Origin of the sequence: Companilactobacillus zhongbaensis, from assembly GCF_003946515.1 — a bacterium.
GTDB classification, from domain to species: domain Bacteria; phylum Bacillota; class Bacilli; order Lactobacillales; family Lactobacillaceae; genus Companilactobacillus; species Companilactobacillus zhongbaensis.
The window spans coordinates 1-19,345 of sequence record NZ_RHOM01000027.1 but is presented as its reverse complement, the minus strand read 5'-3'; the positions used below and the strand labels follow the sequence as shown (position 1 = coordinate 19,345).

General features: G+C 41.3%; 19 protein-coding genes and 2 pseudogenes. 3 read left to right on the top strand and 18 right to left on the bottom strand.

Annotated features, from left to right (window positions below; genetic code table 11):
- The first annotated feature begins 6 nt into the window (after window positions 1-6).
- The 3 genes and pseudogenes from EKM69_RS09785 to EKM69_RS12540 all read left to right on the top strand — a co-directional run bounded on the left by EKM69_RS09785 (window position 7) and on the right by EKM69_RS12540 (window position 3,199).
- A complete protein-coding gene (locus tag EKM69_RS09785) occupies window positions 7-1,194 on the top strand; it encodes an SIR2 family protein (RefSeq protein WP_164505920.1) in 1,188 nt (395 codons plus the stop codon).
- Entirely contained in the window at window positions 1,187-2,923 is a 1,737-nt protein-coding gene (locus tag EKM69_RS09780) for an ATP-binding protein (RefSeq protein WP_125710579.1), read from the top strand. Before EKM69_RS09785 ends, EKM69_RS09780 begins: the two co-directional genes overlap by 8 nt.
- A pseudogene (locus tag EKM69_RS12540) lies at window positions 2,886-3,199 on the top strand (DNA-directed RNA polymerase subunit beta). Before EKM69_RS09780 ends, EKM69_RS12540 begins: the two are co-directional and overlap by 38 nt.
- A gap of 432 nt (window positions 3,200-3,631) precedes the next feature.
- Here EKM69_RS12540 and EKM69_RS09770 read toward each other — a convergent pair.
- The 18 genes and pseudogenes from EKM69_RS09770 to EKM69_RS09680 form a co-directional block, all read right to left on the bottom strand.
- On the bottom strand, window positions 3,632-4,756 hold the full coding sequence (locus tag EKM69_RS09770) for an ArdC-like ssDNA-binding domain-containing protein (RefSeq protein ID WP_125710575.1): 1,125 nt from the start codon (window positions 4,754-4,756) through the stop codon (window positions 3,632-3,634).
- A gap of 3 nt (window positions 4,757-4,759) precedes the next feature.
- Window positions 4,760-4,975 (bottom strand): hypothetical protein, encoded by a 216-nt coding sequence (locus EKM69_RS09765; RefSeq protein WP_125710573.1) that lies wholly within the window; start codon window positions 4,973-4,975, stop codon window positions 4,760-4,762.
- A gap of 122 nt (window positions 4,976-5,097) precedes the next feature.
- Window positions 5,098-7,233 (bottom strand): type IA DNA topoisomerase, encoded by a 2,136-nt coding sequence (gene topB / locus EKM69_RS09760; protein ID WP_125710571.1) that lies wholly within the window; start codon window positions 7,231-7,233, stop codon window positions 5,098-5,100.
- Between the two features lie 6 nt (window positions 7,234-7,239).
- Window positions 7,240-7,638, bottom strand: a complete 399-nt coding sequence (locus tag EKM69_RS09755; protein WP_125710569.1) for a hypothetical protein — start codon at window positions 7,636-7,638, stop codon at window positions 7,240-7,242.
- A 22-nt stretch (window positions 7,639-7,660) separates the two neighbouring features.
- Entirely contained in the window at window positions 7,661-8,530 is an 870-nt protein-coding gene (locus EKM69_RS09750; RefSeq protein ID WP_062688611.1) for a conjugal transfer protein TrbL family protein, read from the bottom strand.
- A 22-nt stretch (window positions 8,531-8,552) separates the two neighbouring features.
- Window positions 8,553-10,064, bottom strand: a complete 1,512-nt coding sequence (locus EKM69_RS09745) for a VirD4-like conjugal transfer protein, CD1115 family (RefSeq protein WP_125591050.1) — start codon at window positions 10,062-10,064, stop codon at window positions 8,553-8,555.
- Window positions 10,065-10,293: 229 nt separating this feature from the next.
- A complete protein-coding gene (locus tag EKM69_RS09735; protein ID WP_125710565.1) occupies window positions 10,294-10,764 on the bottom strand; it encodes a conjugal transfer protein in 471 nt (156 codons plus the stop codon).
- On the bottom strand, window positions 10,765-11,133 hold the full coding sequence (locus EKM69_RS09730; RefSeq protein ID WP_125710563.1) for a thioredoxin family protein: 369 nt from the start codon (window positions 11,131-11,133) through the stop codon (window positions 10,765-10,767).
- Window positions 11,120-11,737 carry a hypothetical protein gene (locus tag EKM69_RS09725; protein WP_125710560.1) on the bottom strand — a complete coding sequence of 206 codons (618 nt, stop codon included), beginning with the start codon at window positions 11,735-11,737 and terminating at the stop codon, window positions 11,120-11,122. The genes EKM69_RS09730 and EKM69_RS09725 overlap by 14 nt, the downstream gene beginning before the upstream one ends.
- 13 nt (window positions 11,738-11,750) lie before the next feature.
- On the bottom strand, window positions 11,751-12,905 hold the full coding sequence (locus EKM69_RS09720) for a phage tail tip lysozyme (RefSeq protein WP_125710558.1): 1,155 nt from the start codon (window positions 12,903-12,905) through the stop codon (window positions 11,751-11,753).
- Window positions 12,906-14,324: a type VII secretion protein EssB/YukC gene (locus EKM69_RS09715; RefSeq protein WP_125710555.1), complete on the bottom strand. Its 1,419-nt coding sequence runs from the start codon at window positions 14,322-14,324 to the stop codon at window positions 12,906-12,908. It abuts the gene before it with no gap.
- The gene (locus EKM69_RS09710; RefSeq protein ID WP_125710553.1) at window positions 14,317-16,332 is read right to left on the bottom strand and encodes a VirB4 family type IV secretion system protein; all 2,016 of its coding nucleotides are present in this window, start codon (window positions 16,330-16,332) and stop codon (window positions 14,317-14,319) included. The genes EKM69_RS09715 and EKM69_RS09710 overlap by 8 nt, the downstream gene beginning before the upstream one ends.
- An 11-nt stretch (window positions 16,333-16,343) precedes the next feature.
- Entirely contained in the window at window positions 16,344-17,003 is a 660-nt protein-coding gene (trsD, locus tag EKM69_RS09705; protein WP_125710551.1) for a TrsD/TraD family conjugative transfer protein, read from the bottom strand.
- Complete coding sequence (locus EKM69_RS09700) at window positions 16,972-17,334, bottom strand: hypothetical protein (protein WP_014216295.1); 363 nt, start codon at window positions 17,332-17,334, stop codon at window positions 16,972-16,974. The genes trsD and EKM69_RS09700 overlap by 32 nt, the downstream gene beginning before the upstream one ends.
- A gap of 21 nt (window positions 17,335-17,355) precedes the next feature.
- Window positions 17,356-17,691 (bottom strand): CagC family type IV secretion system protein, encoded by a 336-nt coding sequence (locus tag EKM69_RS09695; protein WP_015474618.1) that lies wholly within the window; start codon window positions 17,689-17,691, stop codon window positions 17,356-17,358.
- A gap of 1 nt (window position 17,692) precedes the next feature.
- Window positions 17,693-18,304: a hypothetical protein gene (locus tag EKM69_RS09690; RefSeq protein ID WP_125710549.1), complete on the bottom strand. Its 612-nt coding sequence runs from the start codon at window positions 18,302-18,304 to the stop codon at window positions 17,693-17,695.
- A 38-nt stretch (window positions 18,305-18,342) separates the two neighbouring features.
- Complete coding sequence (locus EKM69_RS09685; protein ID WP_011222043.1) at window positions 18,343-18,681, bottom strand: hypothetical protein; 339 nt, start codon at window positions 18,679-18,681, stop codon at window positions 18,343-18,345.
- A gap of 51 nt (window positions 18,682-18,732) precedes the next feature.
- A pseudogene (locus tag EKM69_RS09680) lies at window positions 18,733-19,345 on the bottom strand (MobQ family relaxase); the annotation flags it as partial.

Here is a 19,345-nt window from a genome sequence, read left to right as displayed (position 1 = left end):
TTTTTTGTGAGTGAGCAAGATAAATCAAGTTTTAAAATTGTTCAGGGTGGGTTGGGCAATCATTTTAGGGAAGTTGAATTCGACGAGTTAAAACAATATATTCAGCCTCAAATGGCTGCTAATGTACACATAAATTTTCTGATTGGTTCTGGTTCATCTATACCGGTGATTCCGACCATGGGAAATACATTTAGCCAATACAAAAAAGAAGCCCCTGCTGAATTTGAAGCTCTATTCTCTAAGTACTGTACTATAAAAACGGCAGGTGCTGAAAATAATATCGAAACGTTTCTTTCATGGCTAGGAAATCGGATAAATGGTCTCTCTGAAGATGAACTGGATATCGAAAGAAAAATCAAAACAGATCTAACCGACTCCTTGATTAATTCTATTAAAATAGGAATGAGGCAGGGGCTTGAAAATCTCTCCAGTAAAGGAACAGAATCTCTAAGTGATAATCTTCAATGGTACGAAAATTTTATTCGGCGTGTAGCAAAATTGCGTGAAATTGCAAATGATCAGTTTGACACGGTTAACCTTTTTACAACTAATTATGATTTATTTTTAGAAACTGCACTTGATCGCTTAGATTACTCATATACGGACGGTTTCCAACCAAAGATACGACCTATCTTCAATATATCAGAGTATAGTAGAAGACCAGTAGATGTCGCACATCGATTTAGAGATAAATGGTCAATTGTCAGACCCTTCTTCCGAGTTTATAAGTTACATGGTTCTCTGAATTGGTGTAACAAGTCAAATTCCATTATTAAAGTAGCTGACTGGGAGAACAATGAAGCAAGTGTCATTGCACCAACCTCGTCAAAGTATGCTGATAGTCAAGGATCGCCATATTCTGATCTGTTTAGGGAATTATCTGTAGAACTATTAAAACCGGATTCACTGCTGATTATTAATGGATTTAGTTTTGGCGACCAACATATTAGTGATTTAATAATTCAGGCTCTTGGAAGATCAGATTTTTCTTTAATTGCCTTTGTTGATGATACCCTACCAAGTGTCAGCACTTTTATGAATGAAGTCAGTGGAAATACTAAAGCTACCTTTATTACAAATGGTTCAAATAGAAAGGACGCATTCTACTTTTCGACTTTAGTATCGCTTTTAGCTTTTCAGGATCCTTTCGAAATTTCGACAGATAATCAGAAAGAAGGTATTGAAGGTGAATAACTGGGCCATAGGTGAAGTGGAGTTGACCTCACCCTCATATATTGAGTTTTCGGTTAAACCAAACGACATTTCTGACCGTCTTCATGATGGAATAGTTCAATCTATACGAGGGGTCAACGATTTTGTATATTGTAATATTTCTTGGAATATTACAGTAATTTTTAGGGTAAGCAAGATTCGCAATCAGGGTTACGATGGTAATCTTTCACCTAATTCTTTAGACACTATTAACAGAATGATATTTACAGCAGAGCCCATGGGAACTGTAGTGGATTCTAAGTTCAAACCAGGTGTATTGCGTTCCCCAATGGTGGGAATGCCAATATACGGAGCTGATGAAAAAGTTCTAAGTTCTCTGTTTTCTCAGATTGGAGATCACCTAATAAGCTTGGGACCTATTAACAATTATCCCAAAGTGAAGCCCGAATTGAATCTAAGCAAAATTTTAACGTCACATATAGCAATTTTAGGAAATACTGGTTCTGGGAAATCAACCACGCTTAGAGTATTGCTTGATAGAATAAATTCTGTTAAAAAGCACCTTAAACGTTCAGCTAGATTCATTGTTTTTGATGTTCATGGTGATTATTCTAATTTAGGTTTTGCAAAGCATCTTTATATGAATAAAATGCACTTACCTCTTGGAAAACTTACTGTTGACGACTGGGAATCAGCACTCTTGCCCAGTGAAAAATCACAGAAACCAGTTCTTAGACGGGCAATCCAGATTGCACATTGTAATCTCTCAGGTCAGCGATTCATTTATGCTATTTTAGCGAAAATGGCAGTAGCAGATACAACACAAGAGTCATTTGTAACTCTTAAAAGGGCTGTGACTAAATGGTACGAAAAAATATATCCAAATGATAAAGCCACTCTAAATAAATGGATTCAGAATTTTACGGAAATTGAAAATCAAGAATCTTTAATGAAAAAACTGGATCAAGTGTTAGATGATACGTCCTTTGCTACTATCGATGATGTTCTTGCGGAAAAGAGTTTTTATAAAGATGACATTTCATTAACTGACCTCAAAGAATCTTTTGAGATTACTTTTGGCGAAGAGGAAGTTCAAGGGGATCGTCGGGCAAGGATAAATACAGAGACTATGATGAGCCGTTTTCGGAATTTAGATTCTCGGTATGGCGGTCCTAAAGGTATCCTTAATCGTATGAATGGCGACGCGATTTCTTTAAATCATCAAGATTTAAAGAGGTCAAAATTTTGGATTGTAGATCTTACTGGTTTGGACGACGACGCGTTAAGACTAGTTTCAAATTATTTAGCTAGGTCAGTGTTTGAAAATAGTCTTCATTTTAGCAATCAACATAGAAATAGGATTCCCTTTAATTACTTATATCTTGATGAAGCACACCGCTATGTGCATCAATCTCAGGGAGCAGAGTCTTCTATTTTTGAACGTATTGCGCGAGAAGGTCGAAAATTCAACGTTTATATTGGCATTATCAGTCAAATTCCAAGTGAATTATCAAAAGTTGTTCTCTCACAAACAGGTGCCTTTTTTATTCATAGAATTCAAAACTCCCTAGATTTAAAATATATTCTGGCAAATGTACCATCAGCGACGAATGCTTTAGTTTCAAGATTACCTAGCCTCCCTCATGGAACCGCTTTATTATCTGGGAATGCTTTTGATATTCCCTTTGAACTGAATGTTGAGGCGGGAGAATATGGTGAGGCTTCTAAATCTATTTCACCAGTTTTCTAATAAAAAAAGTGGATTGATGACATTACAGGGGTACTATTTGTCCGACCATACTGCAGCTTTAAACCAACAGAACCAGCAATTGAATGACGTATACGTCCCACGACTACAACCAGTGTGCCTCTTCAACTAAAAATGATTAACCAAAACAACCGTCATTTGCCGGATATAATTACCTTGATCCATGGCTACAATGCCAATGATATTGTGATTGATTCTGATCGTTTTATCCCACTACAAGAAATTCACAATATGGCATATAAAAAGACGGAGAGCTAGACTTTTATAGCTTCTCCGTCTTTTCTTAACGCTTTATTTAATACTTCATTTTCTTTTCATATTTCATATAAAAAATAATCATCAACATAAATAAAATTTTTAATTAACCTCTGATTTTCAACTGAAAGTTGCATCAGTGGGAAATTAGCTACTAAAGAACATAGATATAGGTACTTAGGGTTATGGCGTTGAGAAAAATTTATATTTCCAAACTTTCCCTGTATTTCGTCAAATATTTGCTGAACATCTCTAGTTGTATCACATTTAATAAAGTGATTTAAATAAATAAACTGGGATTTAGTTGTATTATCAATCATCGCTTTAGCTGTATTAATGGTTACAAGGAGATATTGATTCAAGTCAATTAACTGTTTAGGGCGGTAGCCTAATTCTTCTTTAGTTGATTCAAATAACTGGTTATTTATGATTCTCTCACCTTCTTACCTGTAAATTGTTCGTTACTTCTGGTTTCTTTATTTTGGGGTTTTGTTCAACAAATGCTTGCAGTTGTTTTTGAGTTCGCTCACTGATTTCTTGGTGCACATCGTTTAACTGGTTTTTAAATTGTGCTTTCTGTTGTGGACTAGTTGCTTGTTGAATTTGTTGTTGCAAGCTTTGGTAGGACTTATTAAGATCATGGGCTGATAGCTTTTTTAGATCATGCTCAGGCTCTTTTTTGGCTTCTTGTAAGCCTAATTGTTTGGTTAACCCGTCGCTAAGCTCAATCACTTTGTTGCTCACTTGCTGGATCTCACTTAAAGCACTATGGATCACGGCTTTATCTTTAGCCCAGGTGGCCACGTAACCGAGTGAGTAGTTGCTGGTATCAACGCCAATATTTTGCATGGCAACATACGCAACCGCTTCGGCTTGGGTTTCCTGATAGGCTCGTGGCCGATCTTTAAAGGCTGATTTTAAGCCGTGTAGCTGGCTATGCGCATATTCGTGGTATAACGTCTTTAGTTTCAAAGCATTGTCGGGCTCATCGCCACCAATGACGATTTCATTAGTGCTGGGTTGAAAATACCCCTTAGCCCCATTTAGCGTCGCTAAAGGCACTTCACTGACTTTAAGGTCGGTTTGCTGGTTTAAATAATCTTTGAACGCGTTATATAAGCTTGTCACATTCTGATGATCGGCCAAATTTTCTTTGACAAAGTCTTTAGCACTTAACACTGGTTCACCGCTAGTTTGTGCCACATCAAAGACGGGTAGATAGCGATAACCGACAATGGCGCGCTCATCGGTGGTATCAAGACGCTTTTTCTCGGCTGGTGTTAACTTCTTAATAATCGGGGCCGCAATCCGAATCGCTTTTGCGCCCCGGTTGACGGTGCGGTTAAAAGCCGTCTGCCATTGCTTAAAGCCCGCGACTTGAGTGGCTTGCGGATTTTGCGCATAAATCAAATCAATGTTTCTGGCGCTATAATGATGAAATTTAGCCAGGGTATTAAGATACTGTTTAAATCGGTCACTATCGGTTAATTTTAGGATTTGTTGTTCAGCCTGGGCGACTAATTGTGCTTTCCAAGCCTTAACATCTGCTTTATTTGGCATAAGTTACCCCTCCTCATCTTCAAAAATATCATTCAGTATGGGAGCCACTTTTGTTTGAATTGAGGTCGTGCCATAAAGGGCAACGTAGCCATCGGCTAATTTTTGCCAGGCCACTTGGTAATAAGCGCCGTTACCAGTGATTTCTTTTAGATACTTGTAGGTTCCTTTAGCCTGCAAAACTGGTAATTCACTCCCAATGACTGCTAATTTATTATCCATTTTATGATCTCCTTTGCTTTGCTAATCTCACCCGTTGGTTAGGTTCACTTTTTGGTTTTTGAAAAGTAAACCTAAATAACGGGTTCACCAACCGGAACAACGTGAAGGGCGGTAGGTAAGGTCTAATCAAAGTCAAAACTTAATTTATGACCGTCAAGTTTTAACTTGGCGTCAAACGACTTTCCTTTTTTACTCTTGAAACCCTTTAATTTGCTGGTTTCCCCTTTGGTGACCAACGCTTTAATTGCGGTCTTACCGAGGGTCTTACTGCTCCATTTCTTGGGTAAGGTAAAGTCTTCGCCTTGCTTAGGCTTCACAATGTAAAACTTCTGTTTATTTAAAACGGTCGCTTGCGGTGTTTCTAAGAAGACTTCGGCGGCTTTTTGCGCTTGCTGTTGGTGATCGATTTGTTGCTTAATGGCTGCACTGCCAGTCAATTGCGTGGGAACATCAGCAATCAACTTTGCCACGAACTTTTTGATTTGGTTCAAAAAGTTATCCGGGGTGCGTTCTTCGGTACTGATTTGTTGTAACGCTTGCTCCCATTTAGCCGTCATTTCTGGGCTAGTTAGCAAGGGTTCGAGTTCGACCGCTTTACATAAAGTAATCCCTGCTTCACTGACGTGTAACTTGTTCTTTTCAGTGACGAGATAGCCGCGCTTCTTTAACACTTCCAGCACATTTGCCCGGGTTGCACTTGTCCCAATACCTTGCACGTCTTTGAGAATCGCCTGGGCTTCTTCATCATCAAGCGTTTTACCGGCCGTCTTCATGGCTGTGATTAATGTCCCTTCGGTAAACGGTACTGGTGGGGTCGTTTCTTTTTGCGGTGTTTGCAGATTTGCTTTAACCTGATCGCCTCGGTGAACGAGCGGGAGGTTGGCTGCCACTTGCTGGTCGGCTTTGTGATCATCAAATAAAGCTTGCCAACCTTGCTTAGTTGGGACCTTACCCGTCGCTTTAAAATTGGCGTCACCAACTTGGGTGATAATGGTGGTTTCCTCGTACTCATACGGATCAGCAAACATCGCTAACGTCGTTCTTAAAACCAAATCATAGACCTGTTGCTGTAATTTAGGTAAGGCAGCTAATTGATCTTTCGTCGGGACGACTTTAGTCATGATAATGGCGTAGTGTTCTTCAACTTTTTTCCCATTGACATAACGCTGGTTTGGTGTGGTATTGGTTAAAGCGACTTGCGTAGAGACTAACCCCAGATACTTCGTCAGATTAGCCACTAAATAATCAAATTCTTCATTAGTGATATAAGCACAATCGGTTCGGGGATAGCTAAGGAATTTAGCTTCGTATAAACTCTGAATGGCCGCTAAGGTTTGGCTGGCACTGGCATGATACCGTTTATTCATCGCACTTTGCAGACTGGATAGCGAGAATAGTTGGGGACTGGCACTCTTTTTAGCCTGCTTTTGCACGTCCTTGATTAAACCGTCCTGTGAGCCTTTCTGAACGTGTTTAGCTTGCATGAATGTCATTAGCCCTGTTTCATCTTTAAACCGCTGATAGGGGTCTAATTTTGCGACGAATTTTTGCTGATTGGCTACAATTTCCGCATTTAGTTCAAAATAGGGTTCCGGCTTAAAGTTTTTGATTGCCTGGTCTCTTTGATAGACCATATATAAGGTTGGCGTCTGTACTCGACCAATCGAATACACCCCGCGTACCCCATTTTGTCTTAATAACAAAGTATATAAGGGACTACCATTCATACCAATTAACCAGTCACTAATTTGACGGGTTTGGGCTTCTTTATAAGCCAGATAGTCTTTGTGCCAATCACCAAGATTTTTAAAGCCGGTAATAATCGCGTCTTTTTCTAGGCTATTCAACCAAAGGCGCTTAATCGTTTTCGACTTAACATCAATCTGCGCTTGGTTCATGATCGACCACGCGATATTTGACCCTTCTCGGTCGCTATCTGTGGCAACAATCACTGTATCTGCTTTCGTTAGTAAATCTTTGACGACTTTAAACTGCGTTTTCTTATCGGTTGGCACGATAAACTTGTATTTATCGGGGAAAATCGGTAAATTAGATAGCGCCCATTGCTTGTACTTTTGATCGTATTTTTCTGGTGTTGCTAATTCGACCAAATGGCCGAATCCATACGTGATTACAGTATTTTGGGGCAAAACAGGGTCACTAACCGTATAGTAACCCTGTTTTTTTGTATGCTGTTGAAATGCTTCTACGTATGAACGGGCTTGACTGGGTTTTTCAGCTAAGATAACAGTGGTCATGTTCGTTCACTCCTTACGATTCAGTTTCTGTTCTAATTCTTCTTTGCCTTGGTTCGCACTATCCAACCAGGCTTGTTTTCTAAGTGCTTGCATGTCCTCTTGTTTGACCTGCTCATAAGCCTGTTGACGTTCCTTTAAGCAATCTTTGTAAGCTTTATGTTCACTTTTAGCTCCGCTTCTTAGAATCATGACTAGGCCACTGCCACCCACTAGCAAAACGATTACTTCAAGCCACAGGCAAGCTAAAACTTCATATAGAACTAGCAAACCTCCCATAACGATGACGAACCATTCTAGTGATCGATACAGATAGTAGAAGATTAAGTGGTCAAGTGGAGCTCCTTTAAAAACATTGACATGCGAATCAACTCGCCACTTCATTTTTATTTTTTCTCGCCACTTCATTTAAATAACCCCCCCTTTTGGCCTAATGCTTTATTCTATTTTTTAACATTCTCATAGCCCCTGCTAAACCGCCTTTAGTAGCACCAGTCGAACTCCAAAAGTCCTCGACAGCTTTCGGTGTATGCAATACTAGCCAACCCATACCAATCGATAAAGCAAAAGCTCCAATTCCGTTGCTAACCCAATGGGTAACTCCCCAAACACATAGGGTCATGGATAACACTTGTGAGAGCATAGAAGCGTTTAGGTAAATTAACTTCTTCCACCAAGTGCCACTATAATCCCAAGTCTCGGTTGCGATACTGATGGCCGCAAACGGGATTGTTAGATAGAACCAGGCTATATCAGCCATAAAGATACACATTTTGAAGAAGAAGAACACGGTCACTATCGCAAAGAATCCTAATAATATCAGTGACATAACCGATCCTATCGCCAATGTTCCACCAATATTTTTTGAACCGGTAATCATTGAAGCCGTATATTTACTATTCATTGAAAACATAAATTTACCGAGCGGAAACACGATTGCTTTCAGTAAAAATCCTTGTAAAAAGACCATGACCGGAATTGCGGCAGCTGATTTAAGACTGTCCATCACAATATTAGCCCAAGTAACATCAGTACTTTCATCGGCCTCTTTTAGCAAAGTTCCTACAATTCTTCCCAATACAACAACGACCACTAGGGACGTCGCAAAAGTAAGAAAGATTGCATACCATTGATCTAGGACGGTTTCATGTTGACCAATTTGATCGAAAATAGCTCTGCACCATGATGTTATACCATTCATGGCCCCACTAAAAACGCCTTTAAGCCATTCATTAATAGCACCCGAAATTTTATCGCCTAAGACACTTGCCAAAACTGGGTGGAAATAAAGACTTTTCATATTTTAGCCTCCTTTTTAATCATTAACCCAACATCTTTTTGTGCCTTACTTTTAAGTCTTGATCCATGCTATCCTGTAGATTTTCTTCTTCATCATCAGTTGTCTGATCAGCTTTTTTGACCTGGTGCTGTGCTTTAACTGTCTGATTCCACTTATCTACCTTATTCTTAAAGTTGGTTTCCTGGCTGGCTTCTGGTTGGCCTTGATACTCGTTTTGTGACAAGTTAACTAAATGATCAGCCCCTGGAAATAGTTTAAATTGGAACGCTTTTGTAGCTTTGACCGGCCGCGCATTACTAAAAATTAATAAGCTCTGATCTTCGGGCATACGCATGATTTCATCGGGTGTCATGAGCGAACGGCTCGTATAGCTGTAACTATCGCTCTTGCTGTGGCTTTCTTCCTTGCTGTGACTGGTACTCTCACTACCGGTTTCAACTTTTACGGTCGATTTACCTAACAGATCACTAAAGTATTTAGCGGTCACATCATTAGCGGCATTTAAGCAAATTTTAACCGCGTGATTACCTAAGATACTTTCGGCCTTATCCTTGCCATACAAGGCTTGTAGCTGGGTTAAGGTCTGACAAATGGTCGTCACGCCAATACCGTACCCCCGGCACGTCGCTAGAAATTCTTCGTACTTAGGAAACTTCCCTAAATTGACAAATTCATCAAGGATAAAGTCAACTTGGTGGGGCAATTTAGCGTGATGATCGGCGGCTAATTTGTATAATTCATCAAACAATTGTGAGAAAAACAGATTGATGAAGCTTTCATAAGTGTTATCCATGACGGGGATAATCACGTATAGCACCACTTTGTCATTGCCAATCTCTTTTAAATCAAAATCCGAAAAGCTGGTAAAGTCGGCCACTTCTTGATCGACGAACTTCGAAATGGTCGCCAACAGGCTTTCAATAATGCTGGCTTTCATTTCCCCCTTGGCCTTTTTGAACCCTAACTCATAAGCGCGTCTTGCTGGATCAGTCATAGTTAGCTCAAGAAACAAGGTGTCTAACGGACTATCTGCGCCCTTTTCCTCGGCCTCCACATCGTTTTCTTGTAAGACTTGCGTTACACCGGCCAAATTCCTTTGGTCGGGCGCACGGTGGTTCATCACAAACAGGATCAACGCTTTTAAAAGTTGTCGTTGGGTACTGAACCACACGTCTTTCTTACCTTCGGCATTTTCGCTTTGCACGATCTTGGTCGCAACGGTTTCGGCTTGAATATCGCGCTGAATATAATCAAAAGGGTTGTAGCGATCACTGTGCGCCATGTTCGCGAAGTTGACGACATGCACTTGATAACCCTGGGCTAGTTTGATACCGGCCGTCTTTTCGTATAATTCACCTTTCGGGTCAGTTACCACAATGCTGTTCTCCGTTTCGTTAAACAGGTTGGTAATGACGACTGACTGGGTCTTATATGACCCCGGGCCCCCGACCACAAAAATGTTCCGGTTGGGTTTGGTACTATTATTCTGGTAAACAATTTGTTTATCCACGATTCCTAAAATTGTCCCATTCATGCGTTTACCTCCAATGCGGTTAGCTTTAGATGACTTTTCTGATTTACTTCTTTTTCATCTGTATTATGATTAACTGATAAATGAAAGATAAAATGACTGTGATCATTGTAAATACAAAAGTTAGTGTGCTCCCTCTCTGAAATAGGAACAAAACTATCGCAATTAACAACGTGATGATCGTAACTATTCGTACTAATAAATCTGGTCTGTTCATGCTTCTTACTTCCTTTCACTTGCCTGTCTTGGATTGTGTTTCTTGTTTTGTTAATGCCTCTAATATTTCTGTTGTGGTGCTCCTGTTAAATGCTGTGGTGAGGTCTTTAGCAGTGATACTAAAGTAATGGTCACTCAACTCTTTTAGATCACCCCAGGTCGCACTCCCGTGGGTTTCAGTGTCCGCAGTTTCCCACGCTTTATGTTTGCTATTTCGTTTCAAGGCAAAATAGATGGTGTATAGGATCACGGCGACACTGACAATAATTAGTACTGGGTTCTTTTGGCCCAAATACAAGTTGTAATAATGCCAGGGGTGTAAAGCTAATTTTTTTAACACCGTTGGCATATGATCCGCAAAAGTTAGTTTATAGCGCGACAAGGCCATGACAGAGCCAGCTAAAATCTCCGCTAAATACAAGCCAATGATTAGTGTTAGTAAATACGGCCAACTAGCTTTAATGCTGTTTAATAATTTGTCTTTCATCTAATCACCTACTATCTGTTTAATCCTTTTTTGGTTAGTGCCGGTGTACCGTTGCTTGCCATGGATCAAGGTTGGGACTGACGTTAATTGATATTTTTGAATGTAATGCCGATTCTGCGGTTGATTCATGTTAATCAAGACGATGTTGTGACTGATTGCGTTGTGCCAATAGATTCGGTGAAAAATAGCTTGGCAATCCGGGCAATCATCGCGATAGAAGAACAACACTTTTTTAGGGTGCTTAGCTAAAGTCACGATTGGTCGCTGCTTTTCTACGTGGTTGACATATTGATGACTGGCAAACCCGCCAACGGCTAAAACCACCACGATTACCGCTAGGGCTTTACCAACCCGCTTAATTAAGGTCACTGGCTTTAAAACTGCTGCCTAAATTTTGTACTGCAGTGATTCGATCCGTGGTGGTATCGAAAGTCACCTGATAAAGTACCGTTGCCTTCTGCCAGTCGTTGTCGCCACTCTTACTTTGGTAGCTAACAACCGCCAAACCTTTCATGCTTTGCCCCTGCTTGCTTTGCGTATACAGGTTCAGTTGATTTAACTTAGCTGAAACACTATTGCTATCACCATATGTGCCCTTATTTGAAAAGTATTGCTGGTACAACTTGTCGGAAATCAAGTCTTTAACGCCATCTTTACGCTGACCGTAGGTCTTGGGCTTAAAGTTATTCATGACGTCAAAGAACTTGGTGACCACCGTATTAAAGCTCAATTCAGCCTGACTTTTGTCTTTATTATTTTGGTAGGTCTTATAACTGTCAATTTGGGTGCTCAATAACTGCTTTTGTTGATTAACTTTAGTCAATTGCCGGCTAACTTGGCGCTTCTGTTGTTGTAAGCGACTGATCTGTTGTTGCGCCTGCTTAACTTGGCTATGTTGATAGGCATTCGCCCCTAATGACATGATTAAGATCAAACTACCAATCGCAATACTTAAAACCATGCTGCGTTTCATTTACTCGTCCTCCTTACTTCTTTATTGGCCGAGCTAACGTCACATCGCTACCGTTCAATAAGCTATAAAAAGCGGTGCCAAATTTGCTTTCGTTAACCTTGTCGCCGACACCACCTTGCTCAATGATCTTGGTGGCTTTACCTTGCCATTTGCCTAGCAGAATGGCGGTATGCCCGTTGTTGCCGGCCCCGGCGCCTTGATTAACAATCACAATATCACCGGCTTTCGCGTCATTTTCACTGATTTGTTTCAAGTATTGATGGCTACCTTTGGCGTCACTAGCCATCGTGCCGGTAAACCAGCCCATATTGGCCGGTACCTTGTAACCAGCCTTATTCAGGGCTAACCAGACAAAGCCTGAACAATCGGTTCCACCGGTTTTGTTAGGATTCTTTAAATCGCTACCTAAATCAGGGCTAGGGTGGGTTTGAACATAGTAGAAATCGCCTTTCATACTTTCCGCATTTTTGACGATACTACCGCCGGAATAGCTTGGGTCACTATCACAACCTAGTTCGGTCAGATCTCCGGAACTCGCATTGTCTAAGGTGTTTCCGGCCACTGGATCACTCGCACCCAACACGGAATACCAGTGATCGGCATATCCGTATCTTTGGCTTAGATACCATTGTTCCGGGTTCTTACTCATACCCTCATAATCCATTAGCCAGGCTTTCGTCGCTTTGTGCACGTCCGTATATTTAAAGATCTGCTTGTTTGACGCATAGTAACTACTGTTCAATTCTTGGTCGAGATAATCCAACTGTACCCCGAGATTGGTCGCTGGTTTGTTTTCCTTGTGGGCTAAGTCTTCCAGCTTATCCTTTCGACCGCCTAACCACTGGGCTAAGCCCGTGGCCCCGGAGCTTGAATTAACCGAATTGGGATCAAGGCGACTTTCTAGTTGTAAGACCCCTAAGATCCCGGCGGCCGCTTGTGGGGTGGCGCCATACTTCTGTTTCCAGTGCGCATAGATATTTTTGGCATTTTCTGTCATGCTCTTACTATCCAATTGCGTCTCTGTGGTGGTTGAGTTATCACAACTGTTTTCTTGTAGCTGACCAGTAATTGCGGCGATCAGCAAGATGATTAGCAGAATGGCGCCGCCCACAATATAAGCAATCAACTTCCACTTCTTTTTCTTATATTCAAACGACAATACCTGCATTTAATCACCCACTTTGTGCTTGGCCTGATCGACTTGTTTTTGCGCTGCTGATTGGTCACTCTGCGCATTCTTTAAGTCCGACTTGGCTGAATCCACCTTCTTGTCTTTGTCCTTATCTTTACTGCCATCAATCTTGTTGGCGTCATCTAACTTCTTTTGCGCGTCGTTAACTTCGTTCTTAGCGGAATTGAGACTTAACAGGGCTTTTAAATACTTAGCTTTAGGACTGTTCACGCCGGCTAATTTGGTTTGGACGGTCTGGGCGTCTTGCGTATCGTTATGGGCGAGGAAAGCTTGCCCCATTCTCAATAAAACATCACCGTTCGTCGTAAAGGATAATTGGTTATTGAGCGTATTGGTGTCGTAGTTAACGATGGCTTTTTCCAGCGCCAATTGGTCTTTTTGCTTGCTTGTCGCCTTAGTTGGCAACTGCCAATCAGCCACTTGGCTACTATCTTTGTTGGCATAAGCCGTGTTAACAACCTTGTTCAACTGACTTGGATCAACCTTTAAGGCTTGCTGGTACTGACCATGCTTTAAAAAGACATTGACTTGCTTAGTTGCAGGGTAGCCGGCCCGTTGCATATCTTTTTGCGCTTCCGACCACTTCCGATCATTTAAAGCAGTTTGAATTTGGCCGCTATATTTTAATCGCGTGACCTGGGCTTGGTTCTGGTTAGCTAAGCTTTGATACTTTCTTTCGTCACTTTTATGGACTAAGCCGACGGCCAAAACGGCCACAATCGCCACTCCGGCCACGCTCAACCATAAACGTTGTTTGGTTTTCTGCTGGGCCGTTTCAACTTCCTGCCATTCGTGATAACTCACAAAGTCCTCAATGCCGTTAACCACTTCCGTTAACTCATTTAACGACGTAGCTTTAGCTACTTGTTGTAAATAGTCATCAGGGTGTTTAGCTAGGGCTTCTTTAGGATTGCTTAGTAGCCGTTCATAGGGCGTCCCCGTCAAGCAAAATAGAATCAGCGCTTTGTATTTGGCTAAATTGCTATGTTTGTCATCATAAGGCATGAGTTCATTGGCGCGATAGGCGTACCAAACATGTTGCATGGGGTAATACCACAGATTAGCTGGATTTAACGCAATATGATACTGGCTATCAGCAACCACATTTTGCGCCATGATTTCTTTCGCAATGGCCGCCCGGATTGCCTTATTCTCATGTGGTAATTCCTTTAATGATCTGACCTTATCTGGCAAGGTATAAGTTAAAACGACCTTTTGGTCTTGCTCAACCACGTTAACCAACTGCAAGAAATTGGCATCAGCTTGCTTTAATTCGTTTAGCTCACTCAACTGGTCATATCGAAACTGATTGTGATTGAGTTCAAGGATTAACTTGTTTCCTTGCCGCCTGAACGTCCCAACCTCGATATTCAATAACTGATTTGATTTACTCATTTAAAGCCCCTCCTTCCTCCTCGGTGGTGGTCAAAGCGTCAATTTCACTTGGCGTCAACACCACGCGCTTTTGATAATCCGGTTGGTTGGCGGTCTCACGGTTATATTTTTCCTGGTAAGCTTCGGGATCAATTAACCGCAATTCTTCTTCGGTCAACTCGACTTTCATAAAGGCACGTTGGCTGCCATAGATCATCAGGGCTTCGCCTTGTCTACGACGTTCTAGTAGCTTCTTTTCTTTATCTGAGAACGTCATACGCAACTTAGTAATGACGTCATCAACGCCTTTGCCATCAAGGCCAAAGAACACTTTGGTATAGGAGTTCCCAATAATGGCTTCCCCAATGTTTTGCCCAGTATCTGTTGTTCCTTCGATCACATCTTGAATTTGCTGCGTTCCGGCAATGGCTCCGGCATTGTACTTTCTAAACCGCTTGTATGCTTGGTGGAAAAAGGTGGCGGCCGCTTTATGCAAAGTCAAAAAGTGAAATTCATCAACAAACAATTTCTTGCGGCTATGCCGATCTTTGGTAATTTCGTCCCACAAATATTGAAAGGTGTTCAGATAGGCGGCTGATTGGACTTCCTGTTCACTTTGTAGCGGTTTTAGATCAAAGGAAATGATCTTCCCCTTTAAGTTAACGTTGGTGTGGCCGTCAAATAGGCTGTTAGAGCCATGGGTATAACTGCCTAAAATATAGTAAAAATCTTTAACCCGATTAAATTTGTCGGCGTCTTTATCAGCTAGTTTTTCCAACTCGTCATAAACATTGGATAGGGTTGGCCACTGATCGTCTTTAATTTCTTTCAAGCGGCTGTATTTCAAAACGCCACTGTTGACGTAAGCTTGTTTAACGACATCATCAAGGATTGCCAGCTCAACTTGGGTAATCCCGGTTTTAAGGACTTCAAAGAATCCCTTTAATCGCTGGATTTTATCTTTGACTAATAAATCAAGGTTTGTGACCGCTTCATCGGCGCTTAAGATTTCTTCGGAAAAAATTTGTAGCGGGTTAATTTTGTACTTCGCATTAGAAGTTAAGTGCAAGACTGCCCCACCCAGGGCTTCGACAATCTTGGTATATTCGTTTTCTGGATCAATAATGTAGAGTTGATAGTCTTGAATGGCATATCTTAGAATCTTCTGGATCATGTAGGTTGTTTTACCCACACCGGAAGTACCAATAACAACCATATTCTGGTTCAGGGTCTTGTTGCGATCCAACATATCCACGGCAATTAAGCTGTTGGTATCTTTGTTAACCCCTTCAATATCGCTTCTAGGCTTCAAGTCCAAAATTTCCGCGTCGTCAAAGGGAAACATGCTGCTGGCAACTTCGGTATTACTTTCTTTGTACGTGTAATCCCCCATGAGGTTCTCGTTAATTGGCATGGTTGACCAAAATGCTTGAAAGGTTGCTTTAACGGGTACTAGCGGTTTCATCTGTAGCTTAATCAACGTATTCTTAACGTTTTCGGTTAAGTCGTCTAGTTCTGCTAAACTGTTGGCCCGCAGATAAACCAGCATATGTTGATAGACAAATGTGGTAGAATTATCAAGGTATTTATCTAGTTGCATATTGGCCGAATCAATATAATTTTGCAGAATCTTCTTTTTATACGGGTCGAACGTATTTAACTTCTGCGCTTCCTTATTTTGAATCGTCTTCTTGTAATAGGTAATCATTGAATTGTTACTGGCGCTGTCGATATATTGCACAATATCGATAACGCCTTTTTTGCGTTTTAACTCTGATAGCCAGTTGCCATACACCCGCTTGGGATAGTCAGCAATCGCTAACACCCGAATAAAATTCTCCCCCGACTGGACGTAGGTGGGGTACTGTTCCCAGCTAAACGGGAATAGTGAATGCAAGCTATCGCGATCAATCAGCTTGGTAAAGTCTTCAACCTCCGGTTTATGCTTGTTAACTGCTGGTTCACTATTTTGCTGACTTTCTTTCTTGGTTGGCATGAACAAATCAATGACCTTATCACCAAAACTCATACTGTTGCCTCCTATCCATTGAAATTGATTAAGTTCTTTAAAATCTCTTGGACTTCTTGACTAGTCAACACTTTGGCCGTCACATCAAAGTCTGTTAACGCATTTTCAATATCCCGCTTAACCTGTTCGATCTTCTCGTCTAAGTGGGTGACGGCTAAGCTTAAGCTTTTAACGCTTTTGTCCTTAATCGGCACCTTAACGATTAGCAGATGTTGCTTAGTTGTCATATTTTTGGATTCTTGGACTTTAGTAAAGTGATCCAAGTAACTGGCTATGAGCTGGATTTTGAACTGTTGCTCCGGGTGATCTTTTTGTAACGCAAGATACCGACGCTTGAGACCATTGAGATAAGCCGTCATATTGACGGGAATCGTCGGTTCTAAGAACTGTAACGTGTCATCAACGCCTTCACCCAAGGTACTCATCAGAAACGCACCATAGTCCTCAAAGACGTCTTGCTGTTCGGTTTCATTAAGTAGATCCAGATTGATCCCACTAACTTCCAAAATGCCAACGAGATTACCCGTTTTGGTAACTTCGTAATTGCCATACATACCCACCACCAAGCTCATGTCATCAATGGTTTCTTTGCCACCATTGATTTTGGGCTGTTGGTAATCCCAATCTAGCCTGGCTGATTTATTGGCGGTTTTGTTCTTCTTCAAACGCATTTAGTTCACCTCGCTTCTTCGGTTTTAAATAAAACAGTTTCTGACCATTGGCATAGCGGCGTTTCAACTTAAAGTTATCCCGCACTTTAATATTCTTCCGCGCCGCAACTGGCCTAATTGTTAAAATAGCCATGACAATCGTCATGGCTAAGACAACAATCACTATTTTTATCAGGACTAAGATCAGGCCATAGGGTGGGATCGCAATAAAAATTAAGCCCACTAGTCCTGCCAGCGCCGCATAGCCAAAATCCTTCAAGGTGTAGTCTTTCCAGATCCCATAATCTTTATCTACGTTCTCTGGAAAGATAAATTCTTTTCCTTTCTTCATTTTGGCAGGCTCCTTTTTAAATTAAGTGAATAAGCTGTATACCCAAGGTAATAGCCAGATAATCGCTGCCGCTAGGGCCACTAAACCAGCCACCCGACCAACCGCGTGATAAACCTCTGATTTCTCTCGTGGATCGTCTGCGTCAGGCATTCTTTTGATAATAATAAATAGCGCGACACAAATCCCAACTAAAACGACCAAGCCAGTTAAAATACCTTGAATCGTCTTACCAGCTTGAGTTAACTTGCTTTTAACTTCGCCGCCGTCCGCCGCCAAAACAACCTGGGCGTTCATCAGCCCTAAATAAATCGCAGTAGCTCCAGTGGTTGCTAACGCTTTTACTTTGCTAAATTTCATATTATTCCTCCTTTCCGTCTTCCTGTGAACGTAATTGAGTCGGTTCTGCTCGCGTTTGCTCGGGTTCTCGCTGATAGAATTTGTCCAATTGCTCCTCGGCAATTTGCTGGCTTGGTAATGGGTCGGTGGCTAATTTAACTCGGCCATTTTCGCTCGTGGCTAAGTAATACTCTTTTTCTGCCTGACCTAGCTCTTGGGTCTCTAAGACATGCAAATTATGTTCGTAACGGCCTAAGGCGTTATCAACTTTCAAACCATAGAAACCTAAGAAGCCTTCCAGGAAACTCTCACCAAAAAAGGTCATTTCGTTTTTAATTTGCTTATATTGATGGGTGGGTTTATCACTTACCAATTTTTCGGCCTTTTTAGCATTTTGACTGTCTTGATGGCGATTAAACCAGCCGCTAAGTTTTAATGGTTCAGTCTTTAACTGGCGTTTAACGGTCTTCTTAATCATTGCTTGCCGAACTTCATCAATCGGTTGTCCATCTTGTCTCAAAATCTCTTGTAGTTGTTTTTGATCAGTCAGTGCTTGGTCATCATCAACCACAATCGCCTTTTGCTCATCATGAAGTAGCTTGCCACTAATGCCTTGCCAGCTTTCTACTTTCATTGGATCACCTCCTTATGTTGTTTGTTGGGTTAGAAATATTAAACAACTAGCTTTCCCCTAACCCGCCCGGTAAAATGGATTATTAGGAGGGTGACACCTAGAAGGCGTATTTCTAGGTGCTGATCCCCGTTAGCAACTTCACTGCTTACGAGGACGCCCTCTTTTTTTATGTGGTTTTTAACCCACTCTATCCCTTCATCAGATATTAATTTATTGGTACCTGAACCAAGCAAAAATTGATCAGGGAACTCTGGATGTCGTTTGATCCAGTTGCTGACATAATTTCGGCCACGCCCCAGCTTATGATTAGCTTGCGTTAGGCTGTACCATTCCTGATTGCCTGTCACATGTAAGTTCTCCTTTCTTAATTTAGTCATAGTTTAGCACTAAAAGGTGTAACTTACACCATTTTTTTTTTTACATTTAGGTTACAAATGCATGCCCCCATCTTCATGCCGGTTTCGAGTTTGGTGTTGCCGTTGCTTTTTCGTCATTTCCCACTCGGTCTCTTTTAGTCCACGTAGTTGCTGCTTTCTTAGATAGTCCGTATTTTTCGCATATAAAATGGTTATTAAGGCTTCGTCCAAAATATTCATCAGGTAATTTTTCGGGCTAGTTGGGTGGTAATTAATGGCCTGATAGTTCTTAACTTGAGCTTGCTTATATTGGTCAAACCGGGTTGCCTGTTGTTTCAAATGGGCTTGCACCATTTCAATTTGTTGGTGATCCAACTTAGGATCTTGGCCACATTCGCCGATAAACAGTTGCCGGGTGCCATCATGTTTTAAGACCCGTTGTAGCCGATGGTCCTGAATATCTTTTAATTCAATTTTGCCTAACAGGTAATTTAAACCGGCTTGGTGTTGCTGACTAGTAAAGACGACCGGTGGCTGCTGTTGTAATTGACTAAGATCACTGGCGCTTAATGGCTTTAATTCTGGATCATAGTAAACAACAGCGGTATAGATTTGCTCCTTGTCAATCGGCTCTAGCTTATCGAGGTCACTATCCGGAAAAGCAGTCGTTAGAATGCTGTCGTAT

Bases quoted from the DNA above. Each gene is read 5' to 3' on its own strand.
- EKM69_RS09770 (WP_125710575.1), bottom strand. From the start codon at position 4,756: ATGCCAAATAAAGCAGATGTTAAGGCTTGGAAAGCACAATTAGTCGCC.
- EKM69_RS09765 (WP_125710573.1), bottom strand. From the start codon at position 4,975: ATGGATAATAAATTAGCAGTCATTGGGAGTGAATTACCAGTTTTGCAG.
- topB (WP_125710571.1), bottom strand. From the start codon at position 7,233: ATGACCACTGTTATCTTAGCTGAAAAACCCAGTCAAGCCCGTTCATAC.
- EKM69_RS09755 (WP_125710569.1), bottom strand. From the start codon at position 7,638: ATGAAGTGGCGAGAAAAAATAAAAATGAAGTGGCGAGTTGATTCGCAT.
- EKM69_RS09750 (WP_062688611.1), bottom strand. From the start codon at position 8,530: ATGAAAAGTCTTTATTTCCACCCAGTTTTGGCAAGTGTCTTAGGCGAT.
- EKM69_RS09745 (WP_125591050.1), bottom strand. From the start codon at position 10,064: ATGAATGGGACAATTTTAGGAATCGTGGATAAACAAATTGTTTACCAG.
- EKM69_RS09735 (WP_125710565.1), bottom strand. From the start codon at position 10,764: ATGAAAGACAAATTATTAAACAGCATTAAAGCTAGTTGGCCGTATTTA.
- EKM69_RS09725 (WP_125710560.1), bottom strand. From the start codon at position 11,737: ATGAAACGCAGCATGGTTTTAAGTATTGCGATTGGTAGTTTGATCTTA.
- EKM69_RS09720 (WP_125710558.1), bottom strand. From the start codon at position 12,905: ATGCAGGTATTGTCGTTTGAATATAAGAAAAAGAAGTGGAAGTTGATT.
- EKM69_RS09715 (WP_125710555.1), bottom strand. From the start codon at position 14,324: ATGAGTAAATCAAATCAGTTATTGAATATCGAGGTTGGGACGTTCAGG.
- EKM69_RS09710 (WP_125710553.1), bottom strand. From the start codon at position 16,332: ATGAGTTTTGGTGATAAGGTCATTGATTTGTTCATGCCAACCAAGAAA.
- trsD (WP_125710551.1), bottom strand. From the start codon at position 17,003: ATGCGTTTGAAGAAGAACAAAACCGCCAATAAATCAGCCAGGCTAGAT.
- EKM69_RS09700 (WP_014216295.1), bottom strand. From the start codon at position 17,334: ATGAAGAAAGGAAAAGAATTTATCTTTCCAGAGAACGTAGATAAAGAT.
- EKM69_RS09695 (WP_015474618.1), bottom strand. From the start codon at position 17,691: ATGAAATTTAGCAAAGTAAAAGCGTTAGCAACCACTGGAGCTACTGCG.
- EKM69_RS09690 (WP_125710549.1), bottom strand. From the start codon at position 18,304: ATGAAAGTAGAAAGCTGGCAAGGCATTAGTGGCAAGCTACTTCATGAT.
- EKM69_RS09685 (WP_011222043.1), bottom strand. From the start codon at position 18,681: ATGACTAAATTAAGAAAGGAGAACTTACATGTGACAGGCAATCAGGAA.